General features: G+C 66.1%; 20 protein-coding genes. All 20 read right to left on the reverse strand.

Annotated features, from left to right (window positions below):
* Positions 1–5: 5 nt before the first annotated feature.
* The 20 genes from VEA98_RS11705 to VEA98_RS11800 all read right to left on the reverse strand — a co-directional run bounded on the left by VEA98_RS11705 (position 6) and on the right by VEA98_RS11800 (position 15,007).
* Complete coding sequence (locus VEA98_RS11705) at positions 6–407, reverse strand: flagellar hook assembly protein FlgD (protein ID WP_324814503.1); 402 nt, start codon at positions 405–407, stop codon at positions 6–8.
* A complete protein-coding gene (locus tag VEA98_RS11710; RefSeq protein WP_324814506.1) occupies positions 398–1,090 on the reverse strand; it encodes a hypothetical protein in 693 nt (230 codons plus the stop codon). The genes VEA98_RS11705 and VEA98_RS11710 overlap by 10 nt, the downstream gene beginning before the upstream one ends.
* Positions 1,087–1,530, reverse strand: a complete 444-nt coding sequence (locus tag VEA98_RS11715; RefSeq protein ID WP_324814509.1) for a hypothetical protein — start codon at positions 1,528–1,530, stop codon at positions 1,087–1,089. Before VEA98_RS11715 ends, VEA98_RS11710 begins: the two co-directional genes overlap by 4 nt.
* A 1-nt stretch (position 1,531) precedes the next feature.
* Entirely contained in the window at positions 1,532–2,830 is a 1,299-nt protein-coding gene (locus tag VEA98_RS11720) for a FliI/YscN family ATPase (protein ID WP_324814511.1), read from the reverse strand.
* Positions 2,827–3,495, reverse strand: a complete 669-nt coding sequence (locus VEA98_RS11725; protein WP_324814514.1) for a hypothetical protein — start codon at positions 3,493–3,495, stop codon at positions 2,827–2,829. Before VEA98_RS11725 ends, VEA98_RS11720 begins: the two co-directional genes overlap by 4 nt.
* Positions 3,492–3,848, reverse strand: a complete 357-nt coding sequence (locus tag VEA98_RS11730) for a hypothetical protein (RefSeq protein ID WP_324814517.1) — start codon at positions 3,846–3,848, stop codon at positions 3,492–3,494. Before VEA98_RS11730 ends, VEA98_RS11725 begins: the two co-directional genes overlap by 4 nt.
* On the reverse strand, positions 3,838–5,091 hold the full coding sequence (gene fliF / locus VEA98_RS11735) for a flagellar basal-body MS-ring/collar protein FliF (protein ID WP_324814519.1): 1,254 nt from the start codon (positions 5,089–5,091) through the stop codon (positions 3,838–3,840). Before fliF ends, VEA98_RS11730 begins: the two co-directional genes overlap by 11 nt.
* A gap of 14 nt (positions 5,092–5,105) precedes the next feature.
* Positions 5,106–5,396, reverse strand: a complete 291-nt coding sequence (gene fliE, locus VEA98_RS11740) for a flagellar hook-basal body complex protein FliE (protein ID WP_324814522.1) — start codon at positions 5,394–5,396, stop codon at positions 5,106–5,108.
* Positions 5,397–5,407: 11 nt separating this feature from the next.
* Positions 5,408–5,824: a flagellar basal body rod protein FlgC gene (flgC, locus tag VEA98_RS11745; RefSeq protein ID WP_324814523.1), complete on the reverse strand. Its 417-nt coding sequence runs from the start codon at positions 5,822–5,824 to the stop codon at positions 5,408–5,410.
* Positions 5,824–6,168, reverse strand: coding sequence for a hypothetical protein (locus VEA98_RS11750; RefSeq protein ID WP_324814525.1), 345 nt, complete (start codon positions 6,166–6,168; stop codon positions 5,824–5,826). Before VEA98_RS11750 ends, flgC begins: the two co-directional genes overlap by 1 nt.
* Before the next feature lie 9 nt (positions 6,169–6,177).
* On the reverse strand, positions 6,178–7,281 hold the full coding sequence (flgI, locus tag VEA98_RS11755; RefSeq protein WP_324814527.1) for a flagellar basal body P-ring protein FlgI: 1,104 nt from the start codon (positions 7,279–7,281) through the stop codon (positions 6,178–6,180).
* Positions 7,282–7,286: 5 nt separating this feature from the next.
* Positions 7,287–7,769, reverse strand: coding sequence for a flagellar basal body L-ring protein FlgH (locus tag VEA98_RS11760; RefSeq protein WP_324814529.1), 483 nt, complete (start codon positions 7,767–7,769; stop codon positions 7,287–7,289).
* 89 nt (positions 7,770–7,858) lie between these two features.
* The gene (locus VEA98_RS11765; protein ID WP_324814532.1) at positions 7,859–8,368 is read right to left on the reverse strand and encodes a hypothetical protein; all 510 of its coding nucleotides are present in this window, start codon (positions 8,366–8,368) and stop codon (positions 7,859–7,861) included.
* Entirely contained in the window at positions 8,369–9,133 is a 765-nt protein-coding gene (locus tag VEA98_RS11770; protein ID WP_324814535.1) for a flagellar hook-basal body protein, read from the reverse strand. It abuts the gene before it with no gap.
* Complete coding sequence (locus VEA98_RS11775; RefSeq protein WP_324814537.1) at positions 9,130–9,825, reverse strand: flagellar hook basal-body protein; 696 nt, start codon at positions 9,823–9,825, stop codon at positions 9,130–9,132. The genes VEA98_RS11770 and VEA98_RS11775 overlap by 4 nt, the downstream gene beginning before the upstream one ends.
* A gap of 56 nt (positions 9,826–9,881) precedes the next feature.
* Complete coding sequence (locus VEA98_RS11780; protein WP_324814540.1) at positions 9,882–11,894, reverse strand: flagellar biosynthesis protein FlhA; 2,013 nt, start codon at positions 11,892–11,894, stop codon at positions 9,882–9,884.
* Between the two features lie 4 nt (positions 11,895–11,898).
* Positions 11,899–12,978 (reverse strand): EscU/YscU/HrcU family type III secretion system export apparatus switch protein, encoded by a 1,080-nt coding sequence (locus VEA98_RS11785; RefSeq protein ID WP_324814543.1) that lies wholly within the window; start codon positions 12,976–12,978, stop codon positions 11,899–11,901.
* Positions 12,975–13,742, reverse strand: coding sequence for a flagellar biosynthetic protein FliR (locus tag VEA98_RS11790; RefSeq protein WP_324814545.1), 768 nt, complete (start codon positions 13,740–13,742; stop codon positions 12,975–12,977). Before VEA98_RS11790 ends, VEA98_RS11785 begins: the two co-directional genes overlap by 4 nt.
* Positions 13,739–14,005 (reverse strand): flagellar biosynthetic protein FliQ, encoded by a 267-nt coding sequence (locus tag VEA98_RS11795; RefSeq protein ID WP_324814547.1) that lies wholly within the window; start codon positions 14,003–14,005, stop codon positions 13,739–13,741. The genes VEA98_RS11790 and VEA98_RS11795 overlap by 4 nt, the downstream gene beginning before the upstream one ends.
* A gap of 486 nt (positions 14,006–14,491) precedes the next feature.
* Positions 14,492–15,007 (reverse strand): hypothetical protein, encoded by a 516-nt coding sequence (locus VEA98_RS11800; protein WP_324814549.1) that lies wholly within the window; start codon positions 15,005–15,007, stop codon positions 14,492–14,494.
* Between the last annotated feature and the right edge of the window lie 92 nt (positions 15,008–15,099).

Genomic DNA, 15,099 nt, shown 5'->3' on the forward strand with positions numbered 1-15,099 from the left:
TCCCGCTAGAGTCTGACGTTGCCGATGTCGGCGATCGAGACGCCTGAAATGACCTGGTCGTTTGACGTCCGGATGGTGACGGTAGGTTCGCCGGACGTGAAGGAAACGCCCTCGACCTCCCCGGACAACGTCGTTCCGCTCACGGTGAAGTCGATGGTTCGCCCGAGAAGACTGGTGGCCTGACTGGCGCCTTGCGCCGCGAGGAGACTGGAAATCTGGTCGTTGAGCGTCTGACTCTGTTGAAGTTGCGAAAACTGCGCGAGCTGTGAGACGAACTGGAAATTGTCGACGGGTTTCAGGGGGTCCTGATAGGTCAGCTGTGTCAGGATGATGCTCAGCAGCGCCTGAAAATCCAGACCGAAGGCGCCTTGCGTCGAGCCGCCGCTGCTGATGGGCGCTAGCGCCATGCTTGTGATCTCCCCCCGGAGGCATCAACTACAGGGTGATCCTCGCCATTGATGCGGACTTTGTCGAGCGCTAACCCGCGATCCCGCAGGAGCGCCTGCGCGCGGATGCGGAATTCGGCGATCTCCTGGGGATCCAGATCAAGGGCGCGGACGATCAGGGCGGCCGCGTCAGGTTCGTCCGTCGGGGCGAGACTGACCCGCCTCGTGACGTGGGGAGAGGGCGGCATCGGCCGCGGGCGAGCCGCACTGCTTCCTTCGGGCCTGGCGGCGCGACTGCGTTCGCCCGCTTTCGACACCATTCCGGCCATGCCGGCGTCGGGGCGCCCCCGTTTCTCGGCCAAGGCCGTCGCCTCAGGGCGGGGAGGAGGCTCGGGCAATCGCAGGCTTTGGAAGCGTGAGGCCGATGATGGCGTCGGCTCATTTGGGGCGGACTCAGGTGGCGGACGCGGCGTCTCCGCTTGAGGAAGCGGGGGAATCGTCAGGATCAGGTTCTGCCCCCCGGCCCGGTCTGTCGCCGTCGCGCCGTGACGACCGAACATGCCCCGGGCCTGAAAGCTCACTGCACAGGCATTACTGTCAATCGGCGACGCGGGGGACATGAGAAGGCCGAACCCGCCCCCAACGGATTTGTCAGCCGCGATCGACGGGACGGGAAAGTGGACGAGCCGCGGTTCGATCTTCATCCCTCGGTCCTCCGGGCAAGCCGGGCATCCTCAGCTGCACCCAGGCGACGCTCATCCTCGATGCGCTGAACCTTCCGAAAGGCCGTTCGGACAACACCCTGCACCGCTTCAGCCAGTCTTGTTTGATGGCCCCAGACGAGATGAAGGTCAGACATTGAGGCGGTTTCTTCAGCCAAGCCGAGTTCGGCGGCTCGAACCTCGTTCCGCAGTGTGATCGTGTGCGTTCGCCACAGACCGATCATCCCGGCATCTTTGATATGGTCCAGCGAGGCGCCCCAAGCTTCCTCGCTGAGAAGATGCTTGTCGATAGACTGGTCCAGATTGCCGTGCGCCGCCTGGACGCGCTGCTGTTGAGCTCGGAGCTTGTGCAGCGCCGCTTCCTGCTGGAGTCTTCGGACCATAAGAGCCTGGCGGGCATCGGCGAGGGTGCGGCGGCTCATGTCAACTCCTCAGCGCGTCGCGCAGCGCGGCAAGAGTCGCGTCGGGATGCTCGGGCCGGCCGTCAGCCTGATCGAGAAAGGCCTCAAGCGCCGGACGCTGCCGGATGGCGGCGTCGGTCTCCATATTGGAGCCGGTCGCATAGACACCAGCGTCGATGAGGGTTCGGGCGCTCTCGTAATTCCCGATCGAAGCCATTGCCTGCCGCGCCAGATCGCGATGCTCGACCGTCATAACCTTCTCGGCCAGTCGGCTCACGCTGCGCGGCAGGTCGACCGCCGGATAGCGACCCTGTTCGGCGATCCGTCGGGACAGGATGATGTGGCCGTCGAGAAGCGATTTCATCACTTCCGTGATCGGATCGTCGACATCGTCAGTCTCGCTCAGAACGGTCATGACCGCCGTAATGGCTCCACCGTCGCGAATGGCCCCGCACCGCTCGACCAGACGGGGCAACGCCGCGAACACGCCGGGCGTGTAGGCACGGATCGTGGGCGGCTCGCCTGCCGCCAGACCGATCTCCCGCAAGGCCATCGCGTAACGGGTGGCGGAGTCCAGCAGCAGAAGGACATGGTGGCCGTGCGCTCGCCAGTCCGCGGCGATTTCCAGGCCCTGCTCGACGGCCTGCACCCGCATCGCGGCGGTCTCGTCCGATGTGGAGGCGACCAGGGCTGTGCGACTGCGGGCATCCGCGGTCAGGCCTGAAGACCACAGGGATTCGACCTCCCGACCCCGCTCGCCGACGAGGCAGATGACGCAGCGGTCCGCAATGACCTGCGCTGCAAGCTGGCCCAAGAGCGTTGTCTTGCCCACACCGGGCGCGGCGAAGATCCCGATCCGCTGTCCGCGGGCGAGGGGGAGGAGGCCATCAATAGCGCGAATCCCGGTAACCACGGCTTCTTGGGGCGTAACGCGCTGCAGCGCCGCAATCCGGGCGAAGTTCGAAGGCGTCGCGATAATGGGATGACCGCCATCGAGCGGACGGCCCAAGCCGTCGACAAGGCGCCCCGCGAAGCCATCCCCGCCACCCGGCCGAGTTGAGGCACCCACCAGTCTTACGCGATCGCCAAGACGAGCCGGGCCGATCGGATCAAGCGGAGCCAGCACCGCCCGGCACGCGTCTACAGAGACTAGGGTGGCCAGGGCCTCGCCGTGAGGATGATCTATCGCACAAAGAGCTCCAATGGAGGCGTCCGGTCCGTCGGCTTCGATGTAAGTCGATGAAATCCGCGTGACCCGGCCCGTGCGCAACCCAGGTTCGAAGCTCCGAAGGCGTTTGGCGATCCGGGCGGCCGCGGTCACAGCGCGACAGGCCTGGCGGGATCAAGCAGGGCCTGCAGGCGACTGACCTGCCCGTCCAGATCTAGGTCGACTTCGCCCATTTTCAGTCGAACACGGCAGGCGCCGGAGGGAAGTTCCGCCGGGGCGCGCACGGCACAGCCTTCCGGAGCGATGGCCGTCAGCCGCTCAAGGTCGGGAAAGTCTAGGTTGGAGACTTCAATTCGGACGACTGCGTCGGCCGAGAGCGTGCCGACCGCCCGGCGTACGGTTTCCACAATGAGGTCCTGTCGCGAACCGACATCGCCGACGATCCGTTCCAGGGCGATGGCCGCCAGTTCGCCGCTGGCCTCTTCGAGACGTGTCAAACTGGCGGTGAAAGCCACCACCGCTGCGGCTGCAGCTTGGGATAACGTCTCTTCGAGAGCTCCGAGCCGATCTTGGGCGATCTGGTCTCCTTCTGCGAGGCCCGCCTCATACCCTTCGCTCCGGGCCTTGGTGATGGCGGCTTCGGTCTGAGCCTGCTGGCGGCGCAGCTCAGCTAGTTCGGATGTGGCCGCCTCGAGGTGCTGCTCCAGCTCGACGATACGCCGCCCCTCAGCCGAAGGTCTGTGGGGTGGGGGATCAGATGCAAGTTCGCGGATATGAAATCCGGCTTCGGCCAATCCGGACTTGATCACCGCACTCATGGCCGCCGACCCAACCACGCAGGCAGGCCGCGCTTCGTAAGGGCCGCCGGCGCGCCAGCGCGCCAGCCCATGCTGGTCGCCGACTGTCGCAGCGCCTCTGCGGCGAAGGTTGTCATCCCTGAGGAAACCTTCTCTCTCAACCGGCCGGTCAACCAGTCGCTCAGCGCCAGGTCCGGGCCCTGGGCGCCCTCTGGATTTCCTCCGCCATCACGGTATTCGGCCATCAGTTCGAGCAGACAGTCCCGCTCGCCGGCATCAAGGTCAACCAGAATGGCTTTCAGGTCGCGGTCGCCCAGTTCGGCGAGTTCCGCCACCAGTGCGCGGAGCGCTCGGTTCGAGCCGCTAGCGGACATGGCCACCCTCCTCGGCCAGCAGGCGTCTCAGGCGTCGGACATATGCCTCACGTTCGTCCGCGGAGAGCGTCCCGCGCGCCGGGGCGCGTCGTCTGAACAGGACCAGCGCCAGGGTTACGATCGTCGCGACCGCAGCGGCTGCCCAGGCGAAGGGCAGGCGAGCCGAAGTGCGGTCCAGTGGGGCGGGCGTTGGCTCAAGGGCGGACACTGCCTCGGGCGTGGCCGCTGCGGGCTCGCTGAGCTGCGGCTCCGCCGCCCATTCGGGAAACACCAGGACGTCACCACGCTCAGCCGCCCAGCCTGTCTCCGCGATGACGATCCGGCCGATGTCGTCGCGCTGGGTGTCATTGAAGCCCCGGGGCGCTGAAACGGAGATCTGCAATCGGAAGTCACGGCTGTCGGGACGCCAGCGGTCGATGGCCTCGTCACGAGCGGCCGACCCGACGGCCGCCCACTGGTCCGCAGGGACGAGCGCAGCTACCCGCACCCCTGGGTACAGAGGCTCGAGCGCTCGCCGGACGGCGGCGGTATAATACTGCTCGATGGCCCCGATTTGCTGGAGGTCGGCCGGTGTATCGGCCAGCGCGGAATCAATCGGCACCGGGCCGCCAGCCACAAGCGCGCCCCGAGCATCAAGGACGACTACGTTCGCGGGGTCCAGATCAGGCGCGGCGGCCCCAACGAGTCGCTGGATTCCCAGAACGGTTTCAGGCGTCAGAGTTCGCCCAGGGCGGGTGGTGAGCGTAACCGAAGCCTCCGCGGGCCTGCGATCAGCGCGGAAAATGGACGGTTCGGGAAGGGTCAGATGAACGCGGGCCGTATCCACTGCCTCAATCGTCATGATCGTGCGGGCCAGTTCGCCTTGAAGGGCGCGCTGATAATTGATGCGCTGGGCGAACTCCGTCAGGCCCATGTCCGACTTGTTGAACAGTTCGAAGCCGACCGTGCCCTTCAGCGGCAGATCCGCGCCCATAATGCCGAGACGGATTTCGTCCACCTGCGCGGCTGGCGCGAGGATGGTGGCGCCTCCATCATCGATCCTGTGCGGGATATTGTCCTTCTCAAGCGCCGCGACAATCGTGGCGGCATCAGCCGGACGCAGGTCACTGAACAGGACATCGTATTTCGGACGCATGGCGAACCAGGCCAGCGCAAGAAGCATTGCGATTAGAAGGGCCGCGGCGCCGGCTGCGGCGATCTGCACGCCAGCGGGTTGAGCCCGGATACGATCAATCAGACTCATGACGCGAACTGGACCTAGACCTGCATCCGCAGGATTTCCTGATAACTTTCGATGAGACGGGTCCGGACCTGGTTCATCAGTTCAAAGGACAGCCGCGCCTGCTCGAGCGCGAAGGTCACCTGATGAACGGGGATGTCCTCACCGAGCGCAAAGGCCCGGGTCAAACGATCCGCCTCAAGCAATTTGGCGTTGGTCTGTTCGACCCCCTCGGACATCAGCCGGGTAAAGGACAGTCCGGTCGCCGGCGCGGCCGAGGCGCCGTCCGGCGAGAGGCTCGGCAGGACGCCCAAGGCGACCGGGTCCACGGGCGCGGTCATCAGCGGCGCCCGATCTCGAGGGCCTTGGCGTACATCTGACGCCCTGCCGAGAGCGCCATCAAATTCGCCTCGTAGGCCCGGGCCGTCTGGAGCAGCAGGGTCATTTCCGTCGCGTGATCGAGGGCGGGGTAGCGCACGTAGCCGTCGGCGTCCGCGTGCGGATGAGACGGCTCATAGACACGGCGGGCGGGCTCGGTCGTTGGCTCCACGCCGTACACCTGAACGCCTGTCAGGCCTGCGCCTGCGGCCAGATGGGCGTTGAAGTCCATTCGGGGCCCGGAAACCAGGCGGAGCGGCTGGTAAGGCTCGCCGAGGGCCGTGCGCGTCGTATTGAGATTGGCCAGGTTGGCGGCGATCACCTCCATGCGCCGCCATTCGACGTCGAGACCGGTGCGGCTGATCTGCATCGGATCCATCAACGGCTCCCCCCAACGGCGAGCGCCGAAATCTGCGCATGCCGGTTCAGCAACTCCACGAGGGCGGCGTATCGGCCTGCGGTCGCGGCGGCGTCCGCCATCTCGAGATCGAGTCTCAGGGCGTCGCCCGCTCCAAAGGTCGCGTCCGGGACCAGGGAGGGCTGAACTGCGGCGAGAGCGGCCGGCCCTTCTCGCGCCGCAGCGGTCAGCGCGTCCTCGAAGGAGACGCGCACCGGCCGGTAGCCGGGGGTGCCGGCGTTGGCGATGTTCTGGGCGTTCGCCTCGGCCCGCAAGGAGAGTCCGTCCAGGCTTTTCATCAATAGGGTGGCGGTGATCGGGTCCATGTCGGGCTCCTACTGGACGACGATTTCAGCGTGCAGCGCGCCCGCGGCGCGGATGGCCTGCAGCACGGCTATCTTTCCGCGCGTATCGATGCCCGCGCGGGAAAGCCCCTCCATCAGATCGCTGATGGTCGTATTGGGGAAGGTGATCACCGCATCGCCCGGATCCTCCTCGACCGTGATCGAGGTGTTGCGGATCACCAGGCCCGCGAGATCTGGATTGAGGCCGCCGTAGACGGTCGGCTGGGAGCCTTCCTCGCGCTGCCGAACCGACACGTGGATGTCGCCCTGGGAAACGGCGACGCTCGATATCCGCACGTCTCCGCCCGCGACGACCGTTCCCGTCCGCTCGTTGACCACCACTCGCGCGAGGCCGGCCGGCTCGACGGGCAGCGCCTCGATCAGGGCGACCAGCCGGAACACGTCCGGCGCGGCACGAGTGTCGACCCGCACCATGTCCGCGTCGGCCACCCAGGCCGGCGCCCCGGCGCCGGAGGCGTTGATCGCGTCCGCGATCCGGACGGCGTTGATGAAGCTGGGTTCGCGCAGGACAAACACCAACTGTCCATTGTCGTCGAGGGTGCGGGCTTCGGTGGCGACCTCGATCGTTGCACCGCCGCTGATCACCCCCGCCGTGGGGACGTTGCGCTGTTCGGCGTTGTCCTGGCTCGAAAACTGGTATCCGCCAACCACTAACGGTCCCTGCGCGACGGCGTAGGGGCGCTGGTCGGGACCCGCCAGCGGCGTCATCAGCAGCACCCCGCCGGACAGGCTGCGCGCGTCGCCGATCGAGGTGACGTTGACGTCGATCCGGTCGCCAGCGTTGGCAGACGGAGGCAAGACGCCGGTCACCATAACGACCGCCACATTGCGGCTGCGAACCTGCTCCGGGGACAGGTTGGATCCAAGCCGGCCCAAGGCGTTGGCCAAGGCGCGTTGAGTGATCGGGTTGCGTGGCGAATCCCCGGTGCCGGTCAGGCCAGCGACAATGCCGTATCCAACCAGCGGACTTTCGCGCCAGCCCTGGATGCGTCCAAGATCGCGCAACTGCACGGATTGGGCGTCCACCGGACCGGCAAACGCCGTGACCAGGCCGGCGAGGATGAGGATGGCCACGCGACTCATGAGAGACCCAAGAAGGACATAATGCGATTCAACAGGGCCGGCGAACCGCTTCGCGATAGAGAGCCGTCGCCGTCATAGACGATCTCTGCATCCGCCAGACGGGAGGACAGCACCGTATTGTCGCCGCTGATGTCGGCTCGGCGCACCCGAGCGGTCAAGCGGATTGATGTGCGCTCTCCGTCGATTTGCAGCGTCTGGCTCCCAGCGATCCGAAGGTCGCCATTGGGCAGGACTGCCTGGACGGTGGCGCCGATCTGGCCGACGAGGCGTCCAGACCGGTTCAGCTGGCCTCGCCCTTCGTACTCTCCTTGCAAGCCGAGATTGCCGGACTCCTCGACCCGTCCGCCCGCCCCGATCGAGCCGGCGAGCCGGGTGTCCCGCTGCGATCCCGACTGCGCCGAGGCAGCGGCGCTGCTCATTTCAACGATGACGATGGTCAGGCTGTCCCCCGGGTGCGCCGCCGTGCGGTCGGCCGCCAATCCCGTCCAGCCCGACTGAAGGCTTTGAGCCGCCGCGGGGCCGGGGAGGGCGACGGCGAGACAAAGGGCGAGGCCAGTCGCGATCGGTTTCATAGGTCTTCCGCCAAAAGGGCCCGGAGGACCGCGCCGTCCGCCGTCCGGACGAACAGGGCACCGCCAGGGACGCCCGCCTGCAGCGCACGGACTTCCCGCTCGACGGTGACCGGCCCAACCGTCACCCGCAGGGTCAGAACGTCGCCGGCCGATACGGACGGCGCGGGCGCGGAGGTGGGGCTGTTCGCGGGCGCCGTCGGCGACTCGATCGGGGCGGAGGTGATGCGCACCACGCCATCGCCCTCAATTGCGAGCCACGGGGACAGGCCCGGCAACGCGGCGCGGGCGCGCGCCGCCATCACCCGTATCGAAAGGGACTGCGATCCGCCAATGACTCGCGCCACGGGCGTGTCGACAGCGCGGGCGCGGAGGGGCTCCGGCACTGCCGAAAGGTCGGCGACGTCGCCGAGCCGAACCACATCGCCGCGCACCGAGACCTGCGGGCGGAAGGTCACCGGGTCCGGTTCCAGCATCAGGCCCAAGACAAGAGCGAGCGCCGGCGACATCTAGCGTCTCAGGCCGTTCGCTATGCCCATGAGCTGGTCGCCGGCCTGGAGCGCCTGGGCGCTGGCGGAATAGGCGCGTTGCAGCAGCATCAGAGTGACCATTTCGTTGGCCAGCGCGACATTGGAGGCCTCCAAGGCACCTTGGACGATCGTGCCGGCGCCCTCTTCCCCGGGAACCATGACGGCTCCAGAATCGTCTGCGCTTGGGCGGTAGAGTCCTCCGCCCAGCGCCTCCAGGCTTCCCGGATCCCTGATGCTGATCAGGTCGATGCGGCCGAGCTCGGTCAGGCCCCCGTCCTCGCCGAGCGCGGCGGCGACCGTCCCGTCGAGCGCGACGCGGAGGTCCGTGACGCCCTCCGGGATCGTGATCAGCGCCTGCAGCGGCAGGCCTTCGGTCGTCGACAAGAGACCGTCCGGGCTGATCGTCAAGGTTCCGCCCCGCCACAACAGCCGCTGGCCCGCGGCGCCCATCACCTCGATGAATCCGGGCCCCTGGATGGCGAGGTCTGTCGCGCTTCCGGTCGCGCGCAACTCTCCTTGGTCGAAGACCGCCATGGTCGCCATGGCGGCGACGCCGGCTCCGCTGGAGAGGGAGGGGCGCGCCAGCCCATCAGGTTCGGACGCGGCCGAGGTGAGTTCGCCGAAACGGACCTGCGTGCGCTTGAATGACGGCGTGTTGAGGTTGGCGATGTTGTTGGCCGTCACAGCCAGAGCCCGCTCCTGGGCTCTGAGGCCCGTGGCCCCGATGTAGAAGGCGCCGTTCATCCGTTTGTCTGTCCCAGGGTGGTGATGGCCCGTCCCATCAGGTCATCGTATACGTTCATCAGCCTTTGGCCGGTCTCGGCCCGGCGGACCGCCTCCATCAGCGCAACCATTTCGTCGCCCATCGAGACGTTGGCGCTTTCCAGGAAGCCTTGGCGAACAACCGGCGCGTCGAGCGCCGAGACGCGGTCGCCCGGGGCCGTCAGCAGACCGTCTGGTCCGGGCACGATTGAGCTCGGGTCGAGGCTTACGACGGAGATTTGCGCTATAACGCGGTCGCCCGACCGCACGGCGCCATCCGCTTCGACCGAGAACGCCCCCGCCGGAAGGACGATGTCGCCGCCGCCAACGCCCTGGAGAACCCGGCCGCCGAGGTCCAGCAAGCGGCCATCGTCAGCGCGCGTGAATTGGCCGTTGCGCGTGTATAACGGTCCCGTTTCGTCTCTGAGTTCAAAGAAGCCATCGCCGGTCAGCGCCAGGTCGGTCGGATTGCCAGTCTCGGAAAGTTGCCCCGACGTAAGCGAAACAAGAGTCGTCAGCGTTGGTGCGCCGATCTCTGAGCTGTCTATACTCGCGAGGGCTTCGGCGAAGCTATGCTTCGCTCTGTATCCAGGCGTGGTGACGTTGGCAATATTGTGCGCGGCCTCTTCGGCGCGCCTCTGCGCGGCCGAAAGTATTGATGTCGCCGATTGCACTAAGTCCCCCACGTCAATTGGCCTAACATCGAACACTCGACGCGGCAAGCCGCTCGTCACTCTGTTTGCAGCACTCCGAACGACCGGAGGTCGATCGTTTGAGGCACCTCGGCGACGGACACCACCGCCAGCCTTGGCGCGGACCTGCGCGTGAAGGCCTTGAGCTGGCGTCGCAATTCCGCGCCGCAGAGGAGGACGGGCGACAACCGCTGGCCGACCATGTCGTCAACCATCGGGATCAGCTTCTTGAGCAACTGTTCTGCCAGTCGGGGGTCGAGGATCAGGGACTCCGGATTCTCTGAGCGCCTCACGCTTTCGAGTAACTGGGTTTCGAGCTTCGGACTGAGGCTCATGACCGCCAAGGCCTCGTGCGGACCGCGCAAAGCGCTGAAGATGCTGAATCCAAGCTTCTGGCGCACCCGTTCGGTCAGCTCAGCTGGATCCTTGGTGTGCCGGCCGACATCGACGAGGGCGTCGATGATCAGATCGACCTGACGGATGGAGACGTTTTCGCTGAGCAGTTGCTGCAGGACGCGTTGGACGTCGGAAACCGAGAGGATCGCTGGGATGAGATCCTCGACCAGTCCGGGCTGGCGGGTTCGCACCCCCTCGAGCAGGTGCACGACGTCGGTGCGGGACAAAAGCTGGGGCAGGGCGCTTCGCACCACCTCCCCCAAGTGGGTCATCAGCACCGTTACCGGGTCGACCAGGGTGCAGCCCGCGTCCCGCGCGGTTTCCCGCTCACCATCGGCGATCCAGACGCCCGGCAATCCATAGGCCGGATCCCGCGCCTCTATGCCCTCGAGAGGGGCGCTCGAGCCGGCGGACCGGATCGCCAAGGTGCGATCCGGATGAATCGTTCCCTTGCCATGACGCGCGCCGTGCACAACGACTGCGTACTCCAGATCGCCGGCTTCGGCGCTGTCATGGAAGGAGACCGACGGAAGCACCAGGCCCGTGGACTTTTCCTCCTGCGCGCGCAGAGCGGAGATACGTTCTGTCAGAACCGGCTTCATGGCCCGCCAGGCCTCGGACAGGCCGCGTCCCAGCTGGACTTCGATGATCGCCCCGGACTCGCCCGGCGTGACTTCAGAACGGGGCAGTTCCAGCGCGCCGTCGGTAAGATCCTCCAGCTTGCGCCGCCGCATCGCCAGCCAGGCTCCTAGGGAGCCGAGTGCGAGGAGGGCGATCGGCCATTTCGGCATGCCGGGCATGAGCAGGAGGAGGCAGAGCGCCGCCATCACCAGCAGGGGAATCTTGGGAACGGAAGTGAGCTGGGCGAGAATCTCGGTGCTCAGGTGACGGTCGGCGGATGACCGCGTCACGATCAGGCCAGTCGCGACGGCGACGATCAGGGCCGGGATCTGGGTGACGATGCCGTCGCCAATGGTCAGCAGGCTGAACGTCTGCAAGGCCGTCAGCCAGTCCATCCCCATCTGGGCGACGCCGATGATCCAGCCGGCGACGATGTTGATCAGCAGGATGATCACGCCGGCGACGGCGTCGCCCTTCACGAACTTGCTGGCCCCGTCCATCGATCCGTAGAAGGCGGCCTCCTTTTCCAGCGTCTTGCGCCGCTGCTTGGCCTCGTTCTGATCGATCAGCCCCATGTTCAGATCGGCGTCGATGCTCATCTGCTGGCCGGGCACCGAATCGAGCACGAAGCGGGCCGCGACCTCGGACACGCGCTGCGCCCCCGACGTCACCACGACGTACTGGACGACCACCAGGATGAAGAACACCACCAGCCCGACGACGAAGCTGCCCTGCACCGCGAAGGAGCCGATCGCGTCGATCACCTCGCCGGCGTGGGCCTCCGTCAGGATCAGTCGGGTGGCGGCGACATTCAGCGCCAGCCGGTAGAGCGTCGCCACCAGCAGCAGGGACGGGAAGGTGGAGAAGGCGACCGGCTTTTCGACGTAGAGGGTCAGCAGCAGAATGGTCAGCGCGAACGAGAAGTTGAGGATGATCAGCAGGTCCAGCATGACCGGCGGGATCGGCGCGAACAGGACGAGCAGAATCGACAGCACGGCGAAGACCAGGAACAGATCCTGATTGCGGCTCAGCAAGCCCTTAAACATCGGTGGGGGTCCCTTGCGCCGGCGGCTTGCGGCGCAGGCTCAGATACAGATCGGCGACCGGGCGGAACAGCTCTTCCGGGATCGGACGGCTTAGCACGGAGCGCTGGAACAGCCGGCGCGCGAGCGGGGGGTCGACGATCACCGGCACGCCGTAGGCGAAGGCCAGCCTGCGCAGGCGCAGGGCCATGGCGTGGGATCCGCGGGAAACGACCAGGGGGGCGTCCACGATCCCGGGCTGATAGCGGAGGGCGACCGCGAAATGCACCGGATTTACCACTACCAGATCGGCATTGCGGATGCCCCGCAGGCTCTGGCTGGTGCGTGCGAACTCGCCGTGCAGCGCCTTGCGCTTCTGCTTCAGCCGCGGATCGCCCTCGCGGTCCTTGTGCTCGCGCTTCACGTCACGCCGGCTCATCCGCATCTTCTTGAGGAATTCGCGCCGCGCCATCAGCTGGTCCAGCAGGGCGATGGCGGCCGCGACGCCGGCGCCGGCGGCGAACAGCTTCAACATCGAAGCGCCCATGAAGGTCGCCAGCCGGCCGGCGTCGGTGACCGCCGGCGCCGCCTTCAGGGCGGCCATGATCACCACGGCGGCGACCGCCGAATACAGCGCCAGCTTGAGCACCCCCTTGGCGGTCTCGATCAGGATCCGCACGGTGAACAGTCGCTTCAGCCCCGTGGCCGGGTTCAGGCGGTTGAAGTCGAAGCGCAGCGCCTTGCTTGAGAACACCGGCCCCGTCTGGACGAACTCCAGTACGAGGACGAGGGCGAACAGCCCGCCCGCCATCGGCAGCAGGAGGCTCATCAGCGGCGCGGCCATTCGCCCGGTCAGCGCCATAAAGCCCTGCGCCCCGACCAGCTCGGCGTCCGTCGCCGCGATGCCGACGGCTGTGGAGCGCATCAGGGCTGCGACGACCCGCTCCCCCGCGAACCAGGTGAGGCCGGTCAGGCCAACGAGAACGGACAGGAACCCCAGATCCGTGCCGCGCGCCACCGTGCCCTCGCGCCGGGCCCGCTGCAGCTTGTGCTGCGTCGGCAGTTCCGACCGGTCCTGTTCGGCGCCCTCGCTCATGTCATCAGCGCCGGCAGGGCCTGCAGCACCGTCGACGACATCCGCGCCAGCAGCGCGCCCGACACCCCCAGCGTCAGCGGCATGGCGATCATCAGCAGCGCGGTCTTGACCTGAAAGCCGAGCACCAGAACGTTCAGCTGCGGCGCCGTGCGCGACAGCAGGGCGATGGCGATGTCGGTCAGGAACAGCACCAGGATCAACCCCCCGACCACGCCGAACGCCAGGGTGAACACCGTCCCCAGATAGGCCGCCAGTGGGCCGAGGTCGGACGGCAACGTCGCCCGGCCCAGCGGCACGGCCTCCAGCGAGGCGGCGACGATGCGCAGCAGGTCGAGGTGCCCGCCCATGGCGAAGAACACGACCCCGGCGGCGTAGGCGTAGATCGATCCCACCAGCGGCGTCTGCGCCCGGCTCGTCGGATCCACCAGCGCGGCGAGGCCGAAGCCGGCCTGTATGTCGACCGTCCGCCCGGCGACGTAAAGCGCCCCGAACGCCGCCTGGAAGGCCAGCACGATGGTCGCGCCCAGCAGCAGCTCCCGCGCCGCCGCCGCCGCCAGCGCTCCGGCCTCGGCCGGCGGCGGGGTCAGGCCGGGCAGGCCGGCCGCCATCAGCCCGCTCAGCCCCAGCGACAGCAGCACCCGGAAAAGCGCCGGGACCCGCATCAGGGTGAACGGCGGCGCGAAGGCCAGAACCGGCGAGATGCGCAGGCTGATCAGCAGGCTGGCGATCAGCCAGCCGGTCAGGGAATCCGTCGGGGCGATCATCCGATCGAGGGAATAGTGCGGATGGCCTGGACGGCGAAATAGGTCATCCGCTCGATCATCCACGGCCCGACGGCGATCAGCACCAGAACGGCGGCCAGCAGCTTGGGGATGTAGCTCAGGGTCATCTCCTGCAGCTGGGTCGCCACCTGCAGCACGCTGATGATCAGTCCCACGATCATGACCACGGCCACCACCGGAGCTGCGATGGTCAGCACCGCCCACAGCATCTGGTTGAGCAAGCCCAACGACTGGTCCGCGCCCATACGCTCTCCCCCGAGATCACAGCTGGCAGATCAACGTGAACTGGCGCGGGATTGCAAGCGCGACTGTCGGGAGGTTTGTGGATGTTGTTCGAGGCCGAGGTCAGGCTGTCGGCCTCGGCGATCATGCACCAGAGCGAGGCGTCGCCCCAGACGGCGGCGGCGATGCCCTGCAGGGTGTCGCCGTCGCGGATGGTCCACCTGGTTCCGCCCGAGCGGATGCTGTGCGGGGTCAGGGCCTCAAAGGCCCGGTCAAAGTCGACGACGTGGATGACGTTGCCACACCCATACGCTCACCCCGAGATCACGAGTGCTGGATCAACGTCAACTCGCGGGGGGAATACAAAGGGCAGTTGTCGGGAGCTTGTGGACCGCGCATCTGTGGCGGGGACGATTCGCGTGGCTCTCGACGGACGAGGATTGTCTGCGCAGATGCGCGCACTAAATGGTGCTGAACCGGCTCGGGCTGACGGCACGCTCCGGTCGAAGTCAAATCTCGCACCCTCTAATGAATACATCTCGACTATAACTATCGTCTATTTCTTCAAGTTTCGCCATGTTTGGTATAAATGCTGTCGAGTTCAATACTGAAAAATCATTCAACAGAACGTTCCATGCAGCAAAAAGCCTAGTAACAGTTTCTCTTTGAGCATTGTCTGATTCGGTAAAGATTATCATTCTTTGAGGCTCGCCTCTCGATTGAGAGGAATATTGATTCAAATCAAAAATCCCGATGGCCGTTAGTTCGCCATCTCGATCAATGTAAGCCGCCGTCTTGCTAACGCAATAATTTCGCTGACACGAGAAGACTAGGGCTGGAAGTTCGTCAACAGAAGAGCAGTCGAGAGCAAAACAAATATCTCTACCACCTGTTCGGGTGCGAAATGCGGCCAACGGCGAGTCATTCGCGATTTCGGCGAACTCACTTCCTCTGGCCCATTCGAGATTGCTTCTGGCAGCGTCGGAAAGTAGCGCAACACCAAGATCGGATTCAGCCTGGACCATTTTTGATGCGACCTCTGAGAGGTCGGTAGGCCCTACCCTTACACTTCGGTCCCGGCACCCGTTTGAAGCCGGCTGGTCTGTATCAAAATAGG

This window comes from Brevundimonas sp. (genome assembly GCF_035627055.1).
Taxonomy (GTDB): domain Bacteria; phylum Pseudomonadota; class Alphaproteobacteria; order Caulobacterales; family Caulobacteraceae; genus Brevundimonas.